Source organism: Mycetocola zhadangensis, assembly GCF_003668565.1.
In the GTDB taxonomy this organism is placed as follows: Bacteria; Actinomycetota; Actinomycetes; order Actinomycetales; family Microbacteriaceae; genus Mycetocola_A; species Mycetocola_A zhadangensis.
The window spans coordinates 540,066-555,097 of the sequence record NZ_RCWJ01000001.1; the positions used below are offsets into that span (position 1 = coordinate 540,066).

The following is a 15,032-nucleotide window of genomic DNA, read 5'->3' on the forward strand; positions in this document are numbered from 1 at the left end:
TGCAACACCGACACACGAGAAGGAGAGAGCTTCATGAAGACACTGCGGCGACTTCGCCACACCATCGCTGACCAGCTCAACGACGACACGGGAGACGTGCCCGGTTGGGTGTTGATCACCCTAATGACGGCAGGACTTGTCATTGTCATCTGGGGACTGGCTGGTCCGGCGCTCAGCCAGATCTTCGAACAGGCCATCAGCAGGGTCTCCGGGCTCTGACGTGTTCGCACGCCTGGACTGGCGCAACGACGACGGATCGGCCGTCGTCGAGTTCACCCTGGTTACCGTCCTTCTCACCCTGCTCACGGTTTCGGTGCTGCAGTTGGGCCTTGCCCTTCATGTTCGCAACACGGTGACCGATGCTGCAGCGGAAGGCGCGCGGTTCGCGGCGCTAGCCGACAACGGTCTCGCTGATGGAGTCGAGCGCACCCGCGAGCTCATCACAACCGCCGTCGGATCCGATTTCGCTGGCGACATCACCGCAAGCTACGGCACGTACCTCGGTCACGCGAGTACCGAAATTCGGGTGGTCACCACGTTGCCGGTGATCGGGCTGCTCGGCCTCGACAAAGGGCTGGAGGTCGACGCGCATGCTGCCGTCGAAACACTGGACGATGCCGAATAGGGCTGGTTCGAGTCGTGTCCTCCGAGGGCTGAGGAGCGAGACGGGAACGGCGGCGCTCGAATTCATCACGGTCGGTCTGATTCTGCTTGTGCCCCTGGTCTACCTGGTCATCACGCTGGCCGCGTTGCAAGCGGGCACGCTCGCAGTGGAGGGTGCTGCACGCCAGGCTGTCCGCGTGTTCGTTCAGGCGCCCAACCAGGAGGAGGCTGCGGCGCGCGCGAGCAGAGCCATCGAGTTTGGCCTGGCCGACTACGGTGTGAACGCGGCCTCCGCCTCCACGAGTGTGCAGTGCTCCGGTGCTCCGAGTTGCCCTTCACGCAACGCAATCGTGACCGTCACCGTTCGCGTGAATGTGCCCCTTCCACTGGTCCCAGACGTTCTCGACCTCTCCTCGGCGGCAAGTGTTCCGATTGAATCGTCCGCGACCCAGCGGGTCTCCCGGTTCTGGACCGAGCAATGACGTCCTTGAAGCAGGGCCGGCCGAACGACGACGGGTCGACGCTCATTCTCGCGATCTTCTACGGCATGCTCTCCCTCATCGTGATTCTGCTTGTGGCGGCCGCAACGTCCTTGTACGTCGAACGCAAACGGCTGTTCAGTCTTGCGGATGCTGCCGCTCTCGTTGGTGCGGAATCGTTCGAGTTATCGACGGTGTCAGTGAACGACGGTGTGCCCCGGGTGACGCTGTCCTCTGCCGGGGTTTCCGCAGATGTGGAGGAGTTCCTCGGCAACAACCCGACAGGAAGGTTCGAGGAACTCCGCCTGGAGCAGGCCGTCTCACTCGATGGGAGAAGCGCGACGGTGACCCTCTCGTCGTATTGGCGGCCGCCGGTGCTGACCGCGTTCGTGCCAGATGGCATCCGTCTGGAAGTCACAAGCGTGGCTCGGAGCGTGTTCCGCTGACCCGGGAGTGCCGTGTCGTGCGGCGGGAGAACCGTGTCAAGGGGTTGAACGGCTCAGGACAGCCGGTGTTGCGTAGAAGCACCACGCACGTTCCACTCGTGCCCGATCGAAGGAGCAACTTCATGAGTTTTGAGCCACGATTCGCGATCGTCACCGGAGCGGACTCCGGAATTGGGCGTGCAACAGCTGTCGCCCTTGCCGAAGCGGGAATGGACGTCGGCATCACCTGGCACAGCGACGAAGACGGCGCGGAGGGAACGGCGCGTGAGGTGCGCGAGCTCGGACGCAACGCCGTCACGGCGCGGCTCGATACCACCGACCTCGACGGCTGCGGCGACGCGATCGACGCGCTTGCCCAGGAGCTCGGCGGAGTGGACGTGTTCGTCAACAACGCGGGCAGGGGTGACAACGGACCGTTTCTCGAGATGCCGCTTGAGGACTGGAGAAAGACCGTCGCGGCCGATCTCGACGGAGCCTTTGTCTGCATCCAGCGGGCTGCGCGGCGTATGGTCGCTGCGGGCAACGGCGGACGGATCATCGGAGTGACGAGCGTCCACGAACACCAGCCCCGCGTTGGGTCAGCTGCGTACGACGCCGCGAAGCACGGACTCGGAGGGCTGCTCAAAACACTGGCGCTTGAGCTTGGGGAACACGGCATCACCGCGAACGCCGTCGCTCCCGGTGAGATCGCCACGCCGATGACCGGTCAGACCGATCAGGACCCGCACGAGGTGAAGCGACCTGGAGTGCCGCTCGGCCGGCCCGGTGACGCCCGGGAGGTCGCGGCCGTCATCGCCTTCCTCGCCTCACCGGCGTCGAGCTACGTCACGGGCGCGTCGTGGCCTGTTGACGGTGGCATGCTGCAGATGGGGCCGCAGGCCGGTTCTCACATTGAGAGTGACACCTGGCGGGAGGCGGACAAGCAGTGACGAGCGACGGCGACCGCCGGGAGGACGACCCGACACTGATGCGGAACCAGCCGGCCCTGCAAACCTCGACCGGAGCAATCTGGCTTGGGCTTGGGACCCTGCTGACAATCATCGTGCTGGCCGTGCTCGTGCCCCTGATGTCGATTCACACGGTGATCGCTGCGGTGGGCGCCGCGTTTGTGGTGATTTTGTACGGAGCACTGGTGGTCACGCGGTTTGTGTCGGCTCCCGGTCGGTCGCGGCTGACAGTTATGGCGTCTCTGTTTGGCGGCATCGCCCTTGTGGGCCTCGTCACCGTCTTCGTGGTGTCGAGTGTTCAGGCGGCGTCCCCCGGCGGGAGCTAGGGGAGCCTGCGGCCGGGCCTCGGCTGCAGGTACCGCGGCATGATTCGCGCGAGGTGAATCGCGCCGAGGATGCCGACGACACCGATCAGCCCTGCCGCGAACGACACGGACAGCACGGCGGTGAGTCCGCCGACGAGAAGAGGCGCGCCAGCGGCACCGAGGTCGCCGGTGAACCGCCACGCGCCGAGGAACGGGGCGGGGGAGCCGACCGGGGCGAGGTCGGCGCCGAGCGTCATCAGAATTCCACTGCCGATCCCGTTGGCGACCGCGAGCAGCCCTGCGGCCGCGATGAACCAGCCGACCGCATTCGGGGAATCGTGCGTGAAGGCGAGTAACAGCATCCCGAGTCCTAGTCCAATCAGGGATGGGATCGCGCTGAACATGCGACCGAAGCGGTCCATGATCTGGCCGCTCGCGTAGAACAGCGCGAAGTCCACGCCTCCAGCGATGCCGATGATCAGTGCTGTGTTGACCTCGCTGACGCCGAGGCTGACCGCCCAGAGCGGGAGGATGATGGTGCGGGTCGCGCGCATCGCCGAGATGAGGGCCGCTCCTGACCCCATCCGGACGAGGACCCCGCGGGAGTTCCAGATCGTGTGGAACAGTCCGTTGGATCGGGCGCCGGGCGATTGTGTGCCTGCAGCGTGGGTCGAATGCGCTGCCTGCGGATGCGATGCTCGGGAGAACACCGATTCGGGGTCCGGAAGGAAGATGAGAATGAGCACGGCGGCCAGGCAGGAGACGACCATGATCCAGAACGCGCCCTGCGCTCCGCCGGTGAGATGGATGACGGGAGCGGCGATGAGGGGGCCGATGAACAGGCCGGCCCGGAACACCCCGCCGAGGGTGGACAGGGCTCGAGCCCGGTACTGGATCGGCACGTAGCTTGCCATGAACGCGTGCCTGGCGAGGGCGAACACCGCTGTCGACAGGCCGAGGACGAAAATGGCCGCCGCGAGAACCCAGACGTTCGGCGCAAGCACAGCGCCGAGTACGGCGAGCACGGAGATCGCGGACGCGCCGATCATGGCGACGCGCTCGCCGATTTTGCTCACGAGCCAACCGCTGGGGATGTCTCCGACGAGCTCACCGATCATCACCATGCCGGAGATCACACCGGCGATGGCCAGGCTCGCACCGAGGTTGGTGGCTGCAACGGGAATGAGCGGGATGAGCGCACCTTCGCCGATCGAGAACAACAGTGTGGGAAGAAACACCACGACGGCGACGGAGCGGAAGGAAAACTCGGCTGTCGATTTGTCGGTGGTCATCACTTTTCAGTGTATGCCGCGGCGGGCAGACGCTCGAACGTTCGCCAAAGGTAGGCTGGACTCGACATGTTAGATCTAGACCTGAGTGCCCAAATCGCTTCCATCCGAGCCACCTTCCAGGACATCCGCGAGGTTGTCGACCTGGACGCTCTTCGCGCTGACATCGCTGACCTCAGCGCACAGGCCGGTGTTCCTGACCTGTGGGACGACACCGAGAAGGCACAGGAGATCACCAGCGCCCTCAGCCACCGGCAGTCAGAGCTGGCCCGGATCGTCGCCATCGAGCAGCAGCTCGACGACCTCGAGGTGCTCATTGAACTCGCGAACGCCGAGGGCGACGAGGACTCCGCTGCCGAGGCGCGCACCGAACTCGCCGACCTGCAGAAGCAGATCGGCAGCCTCGAGGTGCAGACCCTGCTCAACGGTGAGTACGACCCGCTGCCCGCTGTTGTGACCATCCGCGCTGGCGCCGGTGGTGTTGACGCCGCTGACTTCGCCGACATGCTCTTCCGGATGTACCTGCGCTGGGCCGAGCAGCACAAGTACAAGGCGACGGTTCTCGACACCAGCTACGCGGAGGAAGCGGGCATCAAGAGCGCGACGTTCGAGATCGATGCGCCTTACGCGTTCGGAACGCTCAGCGTCGAAGCTGGGACCCACCGTCTGGTGCGAATGAGCCCCTTCAACTCGGCAGGCAAACGGCAGACGAGCTTCGCGGCAGTCGAGGTCGTTCCGCTGATGGCCGAGACCGAAGAGGTCGACATCCCAGACAATGACATCCGGGTCGATGTCTTCCGGTCGTCAGGCCCCGGTGGACAGTCGGTCAACACGACCGACTCGGCTGTGCGGATCACCCACCTGCCGACGGGCATCGTCGTGAGCTGCCAGAACGAGAAGAGCCAGATTCAGAACCGGGCAGCGGCGATGCGCGTGCTCAAGTCCCGACTGCTTCTTGTCCAGCGCGAGCAGGAGAACGCCAAGAAGAAGGAACTTGCCGGAAACATCACGGCCAGCTGGGGTGACCAGATGCGGTCATACGTTCTGGCGCCGTACCAGATGGTCAAGGACCTGCGCACGGACTTTGAGGTCAATAACCCGCAGAACGTCTTCGATGGTGACCTTGACGGATTCATCGCCGCAGGCATCCGTTGGCGTAAACAGCCCGTCGACAACTAGCCGATCCGGGCCGGAGTCCCGGTCACAGGCGTGTCATGCCGTCATTGCTTCGATCGCTGCCTAGGCTCGGAGAGTCATGATTCGGTTTGAGAACGTCACGAAGAAATACTCCGGCACCAAGCGTCCGGCAATCGACAGCATGGACCTGGAAATCGCTCGAGGAGAATTCGTCTTTCTCGTCGGTGCGTCAGGTTCGGGAAAGTCCAGTTGCCTGCGATTGATCCTCAAGGAGGAGAAGCCGACCTCCGGATCCATCTTCGTCCTCGGTAACGACCTCGGCTCGATTTCGAGCCGCAAGATCCCGTACTTCCGTCGCAACGTCGGCGTGGTCTTCCAGGACTTCCGCCTCCTGCCGAACAAGACTGTGTTTCAGAACGTGGCGTTCACTCTTCAGGTGATCGGAAAGTCTCGCGGTTACGTTCAGGAGGCCGTGCCTGACGTGCTCAAGATGGTCGGCCTCGAAACCAAGGCTGACCGCCTCCCGCACGAACTCTCAGGTGGCGAGCAGCAGCGTGTCGCGATCGCGCGCGCCGTCGTCAACAAGCCCCAGGTGCTGTTGGCCGATGAGCCGACCGGAAACCTCGACCCGGCGACCAGCGCCGGCATCATGCAGATTCTCGAGCGCATCAACGCCGGCGGCACCACAGTGCTGATGGCCACCCACGAAGCCGGCATCGTCGACAAGATGCAGCGCCGCGTGATCGAACTCGTCGACGGCGTCATCGTTCGTGACGAGCGAGAAGGCGGATACGGCACAACCGGCGTCGTGCCAGAGCTCAGGCCCGCCGTCGCCAAGGGCCAGTCAGCCAAGATCGCCCGCGATCAGGTGCGTGAGGCCACAGCTGAGGCAGACGCAGAAACGAAGGCACACCAGATTTTGATTTCGACAACGGATGCTGTCGCGAGCGTTCCAGCACCCACTCGCGTCGCTACGGTGGACGACACGACGGACACCGACGGCGCATCGAACGCGACGGGTGCCATCACACTTCCTCGCCCCGAGGCGACGAGTGACCTCACCGAGCACCTTTCGCTCGCCGAGCGACTTGGATTGCGTGGCACCGTCGACCCGGATACGGGCGACGAGCAGAACGTGGGGCCGGTTCGATGAGGCTCTCCCTGATCTGGCAGGAGGCCTCAACCGGGCTCCGCCGCAACGTGTCGATGGTGATCTCGGTCATTCTGGTCACCTTCATCTCGCTCACCTTCGTCGGCACCGCGGTTCTGATGCAGATGCAGATCGGCCAGATGAAGAACTACTGGTACGACAGGGCGCAGGTCGCCATCTACCTCTGCACGGCAGACTCGCAGGCGGAGACCTGCACGGCCGGGGCAGCGAACGAGGAGCAAAAGGCCGGGGTTCTTGGCCAGCTCGAGTCAGAAACGCTCGCACCGTTCATCGACAAGAGCTACTTCGAGGATCACCAGCAGGCGTACGACAACTTCCAGCAGCAGTTCGAGGGCAACCAGCTCGCGCAGCTGGTCGCGCCTGAGCAGCTCAACGAGACCTACTGGGTAAACCTCAAGGACCCGTCGCAGTCCGAGGTTCTTGTCGAAGCGTTCTCCGGAACACCAGGTGTTGAAGAAGTGACCGACCAGAGGCAGTATCTCGACGCCATCTTCAGGGTGCTCAACGTCGCCAGTTATACAGCCATCGGTATCGCGGCGCTCATGCTTATCGCGGCCGTTCTGCTCATCGCAACAACGATTCGACTGTCCGCGTACTCCAGGCGGAAAGAGATCGGCATCATGCGCCTGGTCGGCGCGTCGAACCGGTTCATTCAGACGCCGTTCATTCTGGAGGGCGTGTTCTCCGCGGTGATCGGGTCGATCCTCGCCGGTGGAGCGGTCATCGCGATCGTGTACTTCTTCATCGACGGATACCTGGCTCCGATGATGCCGTTCGTGAACTTCGTCGACATCTCCGACGCGATTGTCGTTGTGCCACTGCTGCTGCTCGTCGGAATGGTGCTTGCTGCCCTCTCGGCGAACTTCGCCATCAAGCGGTATCTGAAGATCTAGCTCACACGGCGCTTGCCGTGTTGTTAGACTGATGGGCTGCCGGGCACCGCGCCAGGCGCTTTTCACGCAAGCGGATAGCATCCGCTTCAATTAAGACAACGGAGTAGCTCGTGCCCAGGGAACGTGGTCAAAACGTTGTGGCCACCAATCGCAAGGCGCGCCACGACTACCTCATTGAAGACACCTTCGAAGCCGGAATGGTGCTCACCGGTACCGAGGTGAAGTCGCTTCGTGCCGGTCGTGCGTCGCTCGTCGACGGATACGCCTTTATCGAGGGCGGTGAAGCGTGGCTCGACGCCGTGCACATCCCTGAGTACACCGGCGGCACCTGGAACAACCACCCGCCCCGCCGCAAGCGCAAACTGCTGCTGCACAAGGCGCAGATCCTGAAGATCAGTCACAAGGTCGCACCTGGCGGTTACACGATCATCCCGCTCAAGCTGTACTTCAGTGACGGCAAGGCCAAGGTCGAGATCGCCATCGCCAAAGGTAAAAAGGAATACGACAAGCGGCAAACGCTGCGTGAGCGCGAAGCCACGCGTGAAGCAGCGCGCGCCATCGCGGCCAAGAACCACTTGGGAGAGTAGTGACCATCGCGCCGAAGCTGTCCGTGAGCGGAACGTACAACTTCCGCGATGTCGGCGGCTATCCGGCTCTCGACGGCCGGGTGCGTTATGGTCGGTTGCTTCGCTCAGACGGTCTCTACCGCCTCGGTGAGGACGGCAAGCAACACGTGCGTGAGCTCGGCGTCGGCACCGTCATCGACCTGCGCGACGATTTCGAGGTAGGTGTCATGCCCGACGACCTCGACGGTCTCGAGGTTCGACGCGTTCACCTGCCCTTGTTCGAGGGTTCCGGTGCGTCGCAGGGTGAGACGGCTGTGAGCCTGTCGACGTTGTACCGCCGCATCGTCACCCAGCACTCCGAGGTGGTTGCTCGCGCACTCCGCGAACTGCTTGCCATGGAAGAGGCTCCGGTTCTCGTGCACTGCACCGCCGGGAAGGACCGCACCGGCGTCGTTGTTGCTCTCGCGTTACTGGCCGTCGGCGTCGACCGTCAGCTTGTGGTCGAGGACTACGCCCGCTCGGAGGAGAACCTTAGCGGTGAGTGGCTCGACAACATGATCTCGATCATCGTGCAGCACGGTGGAACCGAGACCCCAGAGCTGCGCGTCCTGATGGGCGGCAGCCCGGGGGAGGTGCTCGACGCGGTGCTCGATGAGCTCGAAGCCGAGCACGGCTCTGTCCATCGATACCTGCTCGCCTCAGGACTCACCCTTCACGAGCTCGACAGGCTTCAGGACGCGCTGGTCGAGAAGGCCTAGTCGGCAGAGCGCGCCTCGAATCGCGCGTTCACCTGCACGGCGATGCGTATGTGTTTCGGCGCAAATTCGGTAGGATCGCCGGCCGAGGCCATGACCATCCGGCTCACTGCTCCATACTCCGGCTGAGACGCAGCGGGTTCTGAGATCTCGATCGGCCTCACGTCGCCAAGGCCAAGCGCTGAGGCGTAGACGGATGCCTTCGCCGCAGCATTCGCGACAGCGTCGCGTGAGCACCGACCCTCGAGTTCCTGTCGAGTGAGATCGGTGATCTTCCAGTCGATCCCCGCGATGGTCACGCCGTCCATTGCCGCCGCGGTGTCAGTCCAGGCGCCGACCGCGTCCAGATCGGAGAACGTCACGTCGAGAGTGGAGCGCGAATGAAAGACCGGTGGCAGCTGTGCGCCATCCGCGTTCCATGGCCGCTCACTCCACACCTGGAGCTGGCTCGCCGTCCACTCGGTGACAGGCCCTGCCTTCGCGTCCGACATCGGTCGGATGGTCGAGATGCATTGGTTCCTCGCATCGGACGCCCTCTGTTGCACAGCAGATTTCTCCGGCCCATCGACGGCGATCACGATGCTCACCGTTGCCCGCTCGGGTGCCACCTCCACGAACGCCTCGCCGCGAACCGAGATGATGGTCACACCGCTACTTCTCTGCGCTTCTTCGCTCATCCTGCGAGACTACAAGGGCCGCAACATTTCCCGGGAGACAATTCAGGATGTATACTGAAAAGCTGCATCAGCACGATGCGGCAATCGCCGGGTTTCCCGGTTTGGCAACTCCACAGCGCGTGATAGTGATTCACTTCGAGGCGTCTCCCGCATGCGGGACGACGCACACGATTCGCATGGGGATGATCGGTTTCGACACTGCCTGCGCAACTGTGAGAAGCGGGTCGAGGATCCAGGGTTATCTCGTTAACGATCTCTGGAAAACAATAAGTGCCAATTCAAAGCGCACTGACTTCGCCCTCGCTGCCTAAGCGAGCGCACTAAAGAAGTCCGTCAGACCGGGAATGCTCTCTACCCGGATCCTGGCGCCATTTAGAGAGATTGCTTCTACGTTGTGTCTTAGGGCGTAGAGGGACTCAAACTGAGGCTGGGCTTGTCGGAGTAGGTGCCAGTGGCAAATTCCGGAGCCGAGTAGAACGTCTTCACTGGATACACCCGTAGAAGGCACACGACCACAGCAGTGGACCGGGGTTCAATTCCCCGCATCTCCACTTCCAGAGTCGCTGTCACGCGCTTGAACAGAAAAGGATCACCCTCCGGGGTGGTCCTTTTCTGTTGCCCGACTCTTTCTGGTTAGCTGGCAGCATGGCGGATCCCGGACGGCTCGAACTCATTCTTCGCAAACCGACGGTCGGCTGGTTTCCGAAACCGACGGTGATCTTCAACGGCCGCGGGCAACCCGCCCAGTGGGGCACGGGGACCTGGCAGGTGTCGCCAACCGACCCAACCGAGGTGACGGTTTTCCTCTTCAACCGGCTGTGGAAGTTCGGTCGCGCGAGCGTAACGATCTCGCCGGGGGATCACACACCACTGCTCTACCGGCCGCCGCTGTTTTTCGTCGGCCCAGGACGCCTGGCACGGGTCTCGAACGAATCGAAGAAGCGGATGCCATTGGCCCGGTGAGCAGGCACCCCGCGGCCCGGGAGAAACGGTCGGGCGTTAGCGGTCGAGTCCGTCCGCCCAGGCGGTGAATTCGTCGGTGAGGAGCCGCTGCACCTCGTCATCGTCCGCGGTGGACTCGCCGTCGCCCGGTTGCGTCCCGTAGTTTCCGAAGTTGGCGTGGTTCGCGCCTGCAATTTCGACAGCCGTGCTGGTGCCGGGAAGGTTGCCACTGGCATCCGCTATCTTTTTCGGTGAACTGAGGCCGTCGTTCTCAGCAACGAAACTCAGCGCAGGGAGCCCACTGCGTGAGAGGTCAGTCGCGCAGTAGCTGCCGAAGAGGACGAGTCCGTCGACGCTGGCGTCCGTGGCGTACGTACACGCCTTCACTCCGCCGAGCGAGTGCCCGCCGACGAGCCAGCGATCGACGCCAGGCACGTCGGCTGTGAAGGTGTCGAGCGGGCGGGGATCGGCGATGGCCAGGTTGAGGATCGGCTTGGTGATGACCACGGTGGTGCCCTGCTCGGCGATCCCGGACAGCTTGTAGAGGTAGGCGTACGGGTCGACCTTCGCGCCGGGCACGAACACCAGGCCCTGTTCGCTCGCGCCAGATGTGGGGGAGAGGATCACGCTGTGGTCAGTGTCTGTGATCGTGATGGCATCGTTCGTCCAGGCCTTGAGTGCGGCCGTGCGGTCGCCAGCCATCACTGTGTTGGCCCAGACGAGTGCGGCGAGAACGACGAGTGCGACAGCTGCGGCAGCCCACAGAGCGACAGCCCTCACGCGGGCGCCTGCGGTCACTTGGCTTTGGCTTTGGCTTCGGCTTCGCGGGCTTTGCGACGCTGACGTTCGGCTTCGGCCGCTGCGGCTTCTTCCGGAGTGGGAGCGGTTCCGCCCAGGTGAGCCGGTTGCCACCAGGCTCCCTTTCCGTCGTGAGGATAGGTCGCCTGTGCGGTGTCGAGCAGGGCCTGCATCGTTGCGCGGAGTTCAAGGGTGCGTTCGCGGGCGTCAACGTCTGGGGCGACGGTGAAAGCCTCGCCGATCGCGTAGCTGATTGGCGTGCGGAACGCCTCACGGAGCGACGGCTTGCGGCCTTTGGTGAGCAGCCGGTGGCCGCCCCATACAGCGATGGGAATGACAGGCACGCCGGCCTCGGCCGCCATTCGGATCGTGCCGGTCTTCAACTCGCGAACGGTGAAGGAGGTGTTCACGCCAGCTTCGGGGAAGACGCCGAGCATCTCACCGGCCTTGAGTGCGACGGTGGCTTGCGAGAAGGCCTCCGCCCCGGCTTTCATGTCGACCGAGATGTGTCGCATGCCGCGAAGAAGCCAGCCAACGACGGGTTTGTCGAACGCACCCTTCTTTGCGAGGAAGCGCACCCGGCGGCGGTTGCGGCCCCAGACCATCCACTCGGTGAGTGCGAAGTCCATGTACCCGAAGTGGGTGATAGCGAGGACGGCGCCGCCGGTCGCCGGAATGTTCTCGGCACCGGTCACGATTCGCTTAAGCCCCAGCCCGCCGAAAAGCGTGCGTCCCACTGCGACTGCTGTGCTGTATACCGGTTCACTGGGGCGCTTCGTCATAAGGGAATAGTAGGGGGCCGAGGTGGGATGTTGCCTGCTCAGTGACCGAGCTTGCGGAGGACGTCTTCGTGCAGTATGCCGTTGGTGGCAAGTGAGCTCCTGCCGGCAATCGAGTCGTCCCCGTTGATCGCCGTGAAGCGGCCGCCGGCCTCCCTCACCAGGACGGCGAACGGAGCGATGTCATACTCCTTGACGTCGAACTCGCCGACGACATCGAGAAGTCCCTCGGCGAGGAGACCGTATGACCACATGTCGCCGTATGCCCGGTCGCGCCAGACCGTGCGGCTCAGGTCGACGAGCTGGTCGAGGTAACCTGCTTCGTCCCACTGGGTGATGCTCTGGAAGCTCAGGGAGGCGTCCTCCAGCTTCTTCACACCGGAAACGTGCAGGCGGCGTGGCTCAGCACCGTCCTCGGCGAGCCAGGCGCCACCGCCATCGGCCGCCCACCAGCGTTTCCGAAAGGCGGGAGCGCTCGCTACGCCGACGACGGGCACGCCGTCGACCGCCAGGCTGATCAGGGTTGCCCAGTTCGGCACCCCGCGCAGGAAGTTCGCTGTGCCATCGATCGGGTCGATGATCCACTGCCTGTTTGTCGGACCCTCTGTGCCATATTCCTCACCGAGAATTCCATCGTCCGGCCGCTCGGCGGCAAGGACCTCCCTAATTGCACGTTCTACGGCGAGGTCAGCGTCGGTGACGTGCGTGGCATCCGGTTTCGTCGAAATCTCGAGGTTTGCGGAACGGAAGCGTGACAGGGATATGGCGTCCGCGGCATCCGCAAGTCGGAGAGCAAGGGAAAGGTCGTCTGCGAGCGAGAATGTCGGCGAAATCGTCATGGGAACCACGATACCGGCGGACCAAAATGGTGAGGCGCGCTCGATTCGCTCAGTGGGCGTGGCGCATGCTATTGTTTTCCACGGTTCGAAACGCAAGTTTCGAGCGGAAAACGCACCTCTAGCTCAATCGGCAGAGCAACTGACTCTTAATCAGTGGGTTCCGGGTTCAAGTCCCGGGGGGTGCACCACGAAGTCCCGATCGTCACTCGATGATCGGGACTTTTTCGTGCGGCGTGGCCGTTTGTTGTGGATGGGTTAGCCTCTGGAAAAGATTTCTCGTCGCGAGCGCCAGGGAGAGCAGTCCACAGTGAACAGCGAGTCGGTCCACCCCGAGCTGCGAGCGGCGCTCCAAAAATTGCCGCGAATGGACCACAGTAAGCGGCTCATTCGGACCATCGGGCGGTTGGGGCCTCGCCTTCTCCGCTCGCCACGGGTGGCCGACGTCACGGTGCGGTGGGTGCGTTTCGGGGGCCTGCGACTTCGGATCTACGAGCCGCGAAGATCCTCGGGTCGCCCGGCGGTGCTCTGGATCCATGGTGGTGGCCTGGTGATCGGTTCTCCGAAGCAGGACGACAGGCTCTGCCTCAGCACGGTGGCCGCCCTCGGGATTCCCGTGGTGTCGGTGGAGTATCGCCTCGCTCCTGAATCGCCTTTCCCTGCAGCGCTCCATGACGCGCTCACCACCTGGAGGTGGATTCACGACAACGCGGACGCACTGGGAATCGACCCGGCGCGCGTGGTGGTTGCTGGCGAAAGCGCCGGTGGCAGCATCGCCGCGTCTCTCGTCCACAAGCTGCACGATGACGGCGGCATTCAGCCCGCGGCACAGTGGCTGTTCGCACCGATGCTCGATGACCGAACTGCCGCTCGGAGAGAGCTCGATGCCACCGACCACCCGGTGTGGAACAATAAGGCCAACCGCTTTGGCTGGAGGTCGTATCTGAATCAGGAACCCGGAGCAGCCACCGTTCCGCCGTATTCGGTACCGTCGAGGCGTTCAGATCTTTCGAACCTCCCGCCGACCTGGCTGTGTGCCGGAGACATAGAGCTTTTTTACGACGAGATTGCCGCGTACGCCGAACGACTGCGCGCCGCAGGAGTGGCTGTCGAGTTCGAGACGGTCGTAGGCGGCGCCCACGGCTTCGAAAACTGGGCAGGGAACACCCAGCTTGCGCAGAACCTCATCGAACGCGCACAGCGCTGGCTGGCCGCCACCCTCGATCTCGAGTGAGTGTTACCCGACAGCCCGGGCGTACCTGAAAACGCGACCCACCGAGGGGTGACGGGCCAACAACGGGAAGGCATAGCCTCGACGTGTGAACACGGCAGCGGCGCACCTCAGCACCGGCGTCACTGTGCCCTATTTTGAACAGGGGCAACGCGGGGAAGTCCCGTTGATACTTTTGCACGGGTGGGGCGAATCGGCTGCCGCGTTTGATCGTTTTTTGCTCGTGTTGCCACACCGGTTCCACGTCTTCGCGTTCGACCAGCGCGGGTATGGCGGGGCGACCAAGCCGCAAGACGGGTACACGCTCGATGACGCTGCCGCCGACGTGTTGGCGTTTCTGGATGTCATCGGCGCCCACTCAGCGATACTGATTGGTTCTTCGAGCGGCGGCTACGTTGCGCAACAGGTCGCCGTCTCTCGTCCAGAGCGGGTAGCGGCTCTCGTGCTGGTTGGCTCGCCTCTGACGCTCTCTGGTCAAGCGCCGTTCGCCGAGGTGGACATGCTCACGGACCCCGTTGATCCGGCCTGGGTGCGGAAATCACTTGACTGGTTCCCGCTGTCCGTCCCGGTGCCCGCCTGGTATCTCGACGATCGTGTGCGTGACGGACTACGAATGCCGGCGCGGGTTTGGAAGGCGACGCTCGCGGGGCTGACCGCTGCGCGGCAGCCTACGGAGGCCGGTCGAATCGACTGCCCCGCGCTGATCATTCGGGGCGGTGCCGATGAGATCATTTCTCGCCGGGATCACGAGGCGCTTTCGGCAGCCATCTCCGGATCCAGACTCGTGGTGTACGCGAACTGTGGGCATCTCGTTCTCTGGGAACAGCCGCAGAGAGTGGCATCCGACGTGGCTGTCTTCCTCGACGCCTTGTGACCGCGAGCCCGGAGCGGCAGTCTGGGTGCACGAGATCTCAACGGCGCTCGATGCATGGTTCGAACAGGAGGACACACAATGTCAAAGAAACCGAAGTGGAGTGAGTTCAGCCCGGGGAGAAAGGTGGTCGTTGTCCTCGTCGGCGCCGTGCAGCTCGCGCTGGCCGCCGCAGCGTGGGTCGACCTTGCCAAACGCCCGCCCGAGCAGGTCAACGGTCCCAAGAAGTTGTGGGGTGCGCTGATCGCTGTGAACTGGATCGGACCCATCGCCTACTTCGTCAAAGGGCGCCGACAGATTACCTGAG

Annotated in this window: 20 protein-coding genes, 1 tRNA gene and 1 other RNA gene; 17 read left to right on the top strand and 5 right to left on the bottom strand. The window is 63.5% G+C overall.

Annotated elements, in window-relative coordinates; translation table 11 throughout:
• The first annotated feature begins 33 nt into the window (after positions 1-33).
• The 6 genes from D9V28_RS02585 (at position 34) to D9V28_RS02610 (ending at position 2,801) form a co-directional block, all read left to right on the top strand.
• Complete coding sequence (locus tag D9V28_RS02585; protein ID WP_121658131.1) at positions 34-219, top strand: hypothetical protein; 186 nt, start codon at positions 34-36, stop codon at positions 217-219.
• A gap of 1 nt (position 220) precedes the next feature.
• Complete coding sequence (locus tag D9V28_RS02590; protein ID WP_229727697.1) at positions 221-625, top strand: TadE/TadG family type IV pilus assembly protein; 405 nt, start codon at positions 221-223, stop codon at positions 623-625.
• Positions 615-1,085 (top strand): hypothetical protein, encoded by a 471-nt coding sequence (locus D9V28_RS02595; protein ID WP_121658132.1) that lies wholly within the window; start codon positions 615-617, stop codon positions 1,083-1,085. Before D9V28_RS02590 ends, D9V28_RS02595 begins: the two co-directional genes overlap by 11 nt.
• Positions 1,082-1,528 (top strand): Tad domain-containing protein, encoded by a 447-nt coding sequence (locus D9V28_RS02600; RefSeq protein WP_121658133.1) that lies wholly within the window; start codon positions 1,082-1,084, stop codon positions 1,526-1,528. Before D9V28_RS02595 ends, D9V28_RS02600 begins: the two co-directional genes overlap by 4 nt.
• A gap of 122 nt (positions 1,529-1,650) precedes the next feature.
• A complete protein-coding gene (locus tag D9V28_RS02605; protein WP_121658134.1) occupies positions 1,651-2,457 on the top strand; it encodes an SDR family oxidoreductase in 807 nt (268 codons plus the stop codon).
• A complete protein-coding gene (locus D9V28_RS02610) occupies positions 2,454-2,801 on the top strand; it encodes a hypothetical protein (RefSeq protein ID WP_121658135.1) in 348 nt (115 codons plus the stop codon). Before D9V28_RS02605 ends, D9V28_RS02610 begins: the two co-directional genes overlap by 4 nt.
• Here D9V28_RS02610 and D9V28_RS02615 read toward each other — a convergent pair.
• Positions 2,798-4,072 (bottom strand): MFS transporter, encoded by a 1,275-nt coding sequence (locus D9V28_RS02615; RefSeq protein WP_121658136.1) that lies wholly within the window; start codon positions 4,070-4,072, stop codon positions 2,798-2,800. The two genes, D9V28_RS02610 and D9V28_RS02615, sit on opposite strands and share 4 nt — an antisense overlap.
• Positions 4,073-4,138: 66 nt before the next feature.
• Between D9V28_RS02615 and prfB the strand changes: the two genes are divergently transcribed.
• The 5 genes from prfB to D9V28_RS02640 all read left to right on the top strand — a co-directional run bounded on the left by prfB (position 4,139) and on the right by D9V28_RS02640 (position 8,594).
• The gene (prfB, locus tag D9V28_RS02620; RefSeq protein WP_121658137.1) at positions 4,139-5,248 is read left to right on the top strand and encodes a peptide chain release factor 2; all 1,110 of its coding nucleotides are present in this window, start codon (positions 4,139-4,141) and stop codon (positions 5,246-5,248) included.
• 76 nt (positions 5,249-5,324) lie between these two features.
• On the top strand, positions 5,325-6,359 hold the full coding sequence (gene ftsE, locus D9V28_RS02625) for a cell division ATP-binding protein FtsE (RefSeq protein WP_121658138.1): 1,035 nt from the start codon (positions 5,325-5,327) through the stop codon (positions 6,357-6,359).
• Positions 6,356-7,270: a permease-like cell division protein FtsX gene (ftsX, locus tag D9V28_RS02630; protein ID WP_121658139.1), complete on the top strand. Its 915-nt coding sequence runs from the start codon at positions 6,356-6,358 to the stop codon at positions 7,268-7,270. The genes ftsE and ftsX overlap by 4 nt, the downstream gene beginning before the upstream one ends.
• A 110-nt stretch (positions 7,271-7,380) precedes the next feature.
• Positions 7,381-7,857: an SsrA-binding protein SmpB gene (gene smpB, locus D9V28_RS02635; protein ID WP_121658140.1), complete on the top strand. Its 477-nt coding sequence runs from the start codon at positions 7,381-7,383 to the stop codon at positions 7,855-7,857.
• The gene (locus D9V28_RS02640) at positions 7,857-8,594 is read left to right on the top strand and encodes a tyrosine-protein phosphatase (protein WP_121658141.1); all 738 of its coding nucleotides are present in this window, start codon (positions 7,857-7,859) and stop codon (positions 8,592-8,594) included. The genes smpB and D9V28_RS02640 overlap by 1 nt, the downstream gene beginning before the upstream one ends.
• On the opposite strand, the gene D9V28_RS02645 is transcribed toward D9V28_RS02640, so the two are convergent.
• Complete coding sequence (locus tag D9V28_RS02645) at positions 8,591-9,268, bottom strand: SIMPL domain-containing protein (protein ID WP_121658142.1); 678 nt, start codon at positions 9,266-9,268, stop codon at positions 8,591-8,593. The two genes, D9V28_RS02640 and D9V28_RS02645, sit on opposite strands and share 4 nt — an antisense overlap.
• 178 nt (positions 9,269-9,446) lie before the next feature.
• Here D9V28_RS02645 and ssrA point away from each other — a divergent pair.
• Together ssrA and D9V28_RS02655 are read left to right on the top strand one after the other, a co-directional pair.
• Positions 9,447-9,822: a transfer-messenger RNA gene (gene ssrA, locus D9V28_RS02650) on the top strand.
• Positions 9,823-9,913: 91 nt separating this feature from the next.
• On the top strand, positions 9,914-10,231 hold the full coding sequence (locus D9V28_RS02655) for a hypothetical protein (protein WP_121658143.1): 318 nt from the start codon (positions 9,914-9,916) through the stop codon (positions 10,229-10,231).
• A 36-nt stretch (positions 10,232-10,267) separates the two neighbouring features.
• Here the strand turns inward: D9V28_RS02655 and D9V28_RS02660 are convergent, their stop codons facing one another.
• Genes D9V28_RS02660 through D9V28_RS02670 form a run of 3 tightly spaced genes read right to left on the bottom strand, consistent with a single transcriptional unit; the run spans position 10,268 to position 12,626 of the window.
• Positions 10,268-11,008, bottom strand: coding sequence for an alpha/beta hydrolase (locus tag D9V28_RS02660; RefSeq protein WP_229727698.1), 741 nt, complete (start codon positions 11,006-11,008; stop codon positions 10,268-10,270).
• Positions 11,005-11,790: a lysophospholipid acyltransferase family protein gene (locus D9V28_RS02665; RefSeq protein ID WP_121658144.1), complete on the bottom strand. Its 786-nt coding sequence runs from the start codon at positions 11,788-11,790 to the stop codon at positions 11,005-11,007. The genes D9V28_RS02660 and D9V28_RS02665 overlap by 4 nt, the downstream gene beginning before the upstream one ends.
• 38 nt (positions 11,791-11,828) lie before the next feature.
• Positions 11,829-12,626 carry an inositol monophosphatase family protein gene (locus D9V28_RS02670; RefSeq protein WP_121658868.1) on the bottom strand — a complete coding sequence of 266 codons (798 nt, stop codon included), beginning with the start codon at positions 12,624-12,626 and terminating at the stop codon, positions 11,829-11,831.
• Positions 12,627-12,738: 112 nt separating this feature from the next.
• Between D9V28_RS02670 and D9V28_RS02675 the strand changes: the two genes are divergently transcribed.
• The 4 genes from D9V28_RS02675 to D9V28_RS02690 all read left to right on the top strand — a co-directional run bounded on the left by D9V28_RS02675 (position 12,739) and on the right by D9V28_RS02690 (position 15,031).
• Positions 12,739-12,814: transfer RNA gene (locus tag D9V28_RS02675), tRNA-Lys, on the top strand.
• A gap of 176 nt (positions 12,815-12,990) precedes the next feature.
• Positions 12,991-13,857 (top strand): alpha/beta hydrolase, encoded by an 867-nt coding sequence (locus D9V28_RS02680; protein ID WP_229727699.1) that lies wholly within the window; start codon positions 12,991-12,993, stop codon positions 13,855-13,857.
• Between the two features lie 85 nt (positions 13,858-13,942).
• Positions 13,943-14,728 carry an alpha/beta fold hydrolase gene (locus tag D9V28_RS02685; protein WP_121658146.1) on the top strand — a complete coding sequence of 262 codons (786 nt, stop codon included), beginning with the start codon at positions 13,943-13,945 and terminating at the stop codon, positions 14,726-14,728.
• Between the two features lie 78 nt (positions 14,729-14,806).
• The gene (locus D9V28_RS02690; RefSeq protein ID WP_121658869.1) at positions 14,807-15,031 is read left to right on the top strand and encodes a PLDc N-terminal domain-containing protein; all 225 of its coding nucleotides are present in this window, start codon (positions 14,807-14,809) and stop codon (positions 15,029-15,031) included.
• Position 15,032 lies beyond the last annotated feature (1 nt).

Bases quoted from the DNA above. Each gene is read 5' to 3' on its own strand.
- D9V28_RS02585 (WP_121658131.1), top strand. From the start codon at position 34: ATGAAGACACTGCGGCGACTTCGCCACACCATCGCTGACCAGCTCAAC.
- D9V28_RS02595 (WP_121658132.1), top strand. From the start codon at position 615: ATGCCGAATAGGGCTGGTTCGAGTCGTGTCCTCCGAGGGCTGAGGAGC.
- D9V28_RS02600 (WP_121658133.1), top strand. From the start codon at position 1,082: ATGACGTCCTTGAAGCAGGGCCGGCCGAACGACGACGGGTCGACGCTC.
- D9V28_RS02605 (WP_121658134.1), top strand. From the start codon at position 1,651: ATGAGTTTTGAGCCACGATTCGCGATCGTCACCGGAGCGGACTCCGGA.
- D9V28_RS02615 (WP_121658136.1), bottom strand. From the start codon at position 4,072: ATGACCACCGACAAATCGACAGCCGAGTTTTCCTTCCGCTCCGTCGCC.
- prfB (WP_121658137.1), top strand. From the start codon at position 4,139: ATGTTAGATCTAGACCTGAGTGCCCAAATCGCTTCCATCCGAGCCACC.
- ftsE (WP_121658138.1), top strand. From the start codon at position 5,325: ATGATTCGGTTTGAGAACGTCACGAAGAAATACTCCGGCACCAAGCGT.
- ftsX (WP_121658139.1), top strand. From the start codon at position 6,356: ATGAGGCTCTCCCTGATCTGGCAGGAGGCCTCAACCGGGCTCCGCCGC.
- D9V28_RS02645 (WP_121658142.1), bottom strand. From the start codon at position 9,268: ATGAGCGAAGAAGCGCAGAGAAGTAGCGGTGTGACCATCATCTCGGTT.
- D9V28_RS02655 (WP_121658143.1), top strand. From the start codon at position 9,914: ATGGCGGATCCCGGACGGCTCGAACTCATTCTTCGCAAACCGACGGTC.
- D9V28_RS02665 (WP_121658144.1), bottom strand. From the start codon at position 11,790: ATGACGAAGCGCCCCAGTGAACCGGTATACAGCACAGCAGTCGCAGTG.
- D9V28_RS02670 (WP_121658868.1), bottom strand. From the start codon at position 12,626: ATGACGATTTCGCCGACATTCTCGCTCGCAGACGACCTTTCCCTTGCT.
- D9V28_RS02680 (WP_229727699.1), top strand. From the start codon at position 12,991: ATGGACCACAGTAAGCGGCTCATTCGGACCATCGGGCGGTTGGGGCCT.
- D9V28_RS02690 (WP_121658869.1), top strand. From the start codon at position 14,807: ATGTCAAAGAAACCGAAGTGGAGTGAGTTCAGCCCGGGGAGAAAGGTG.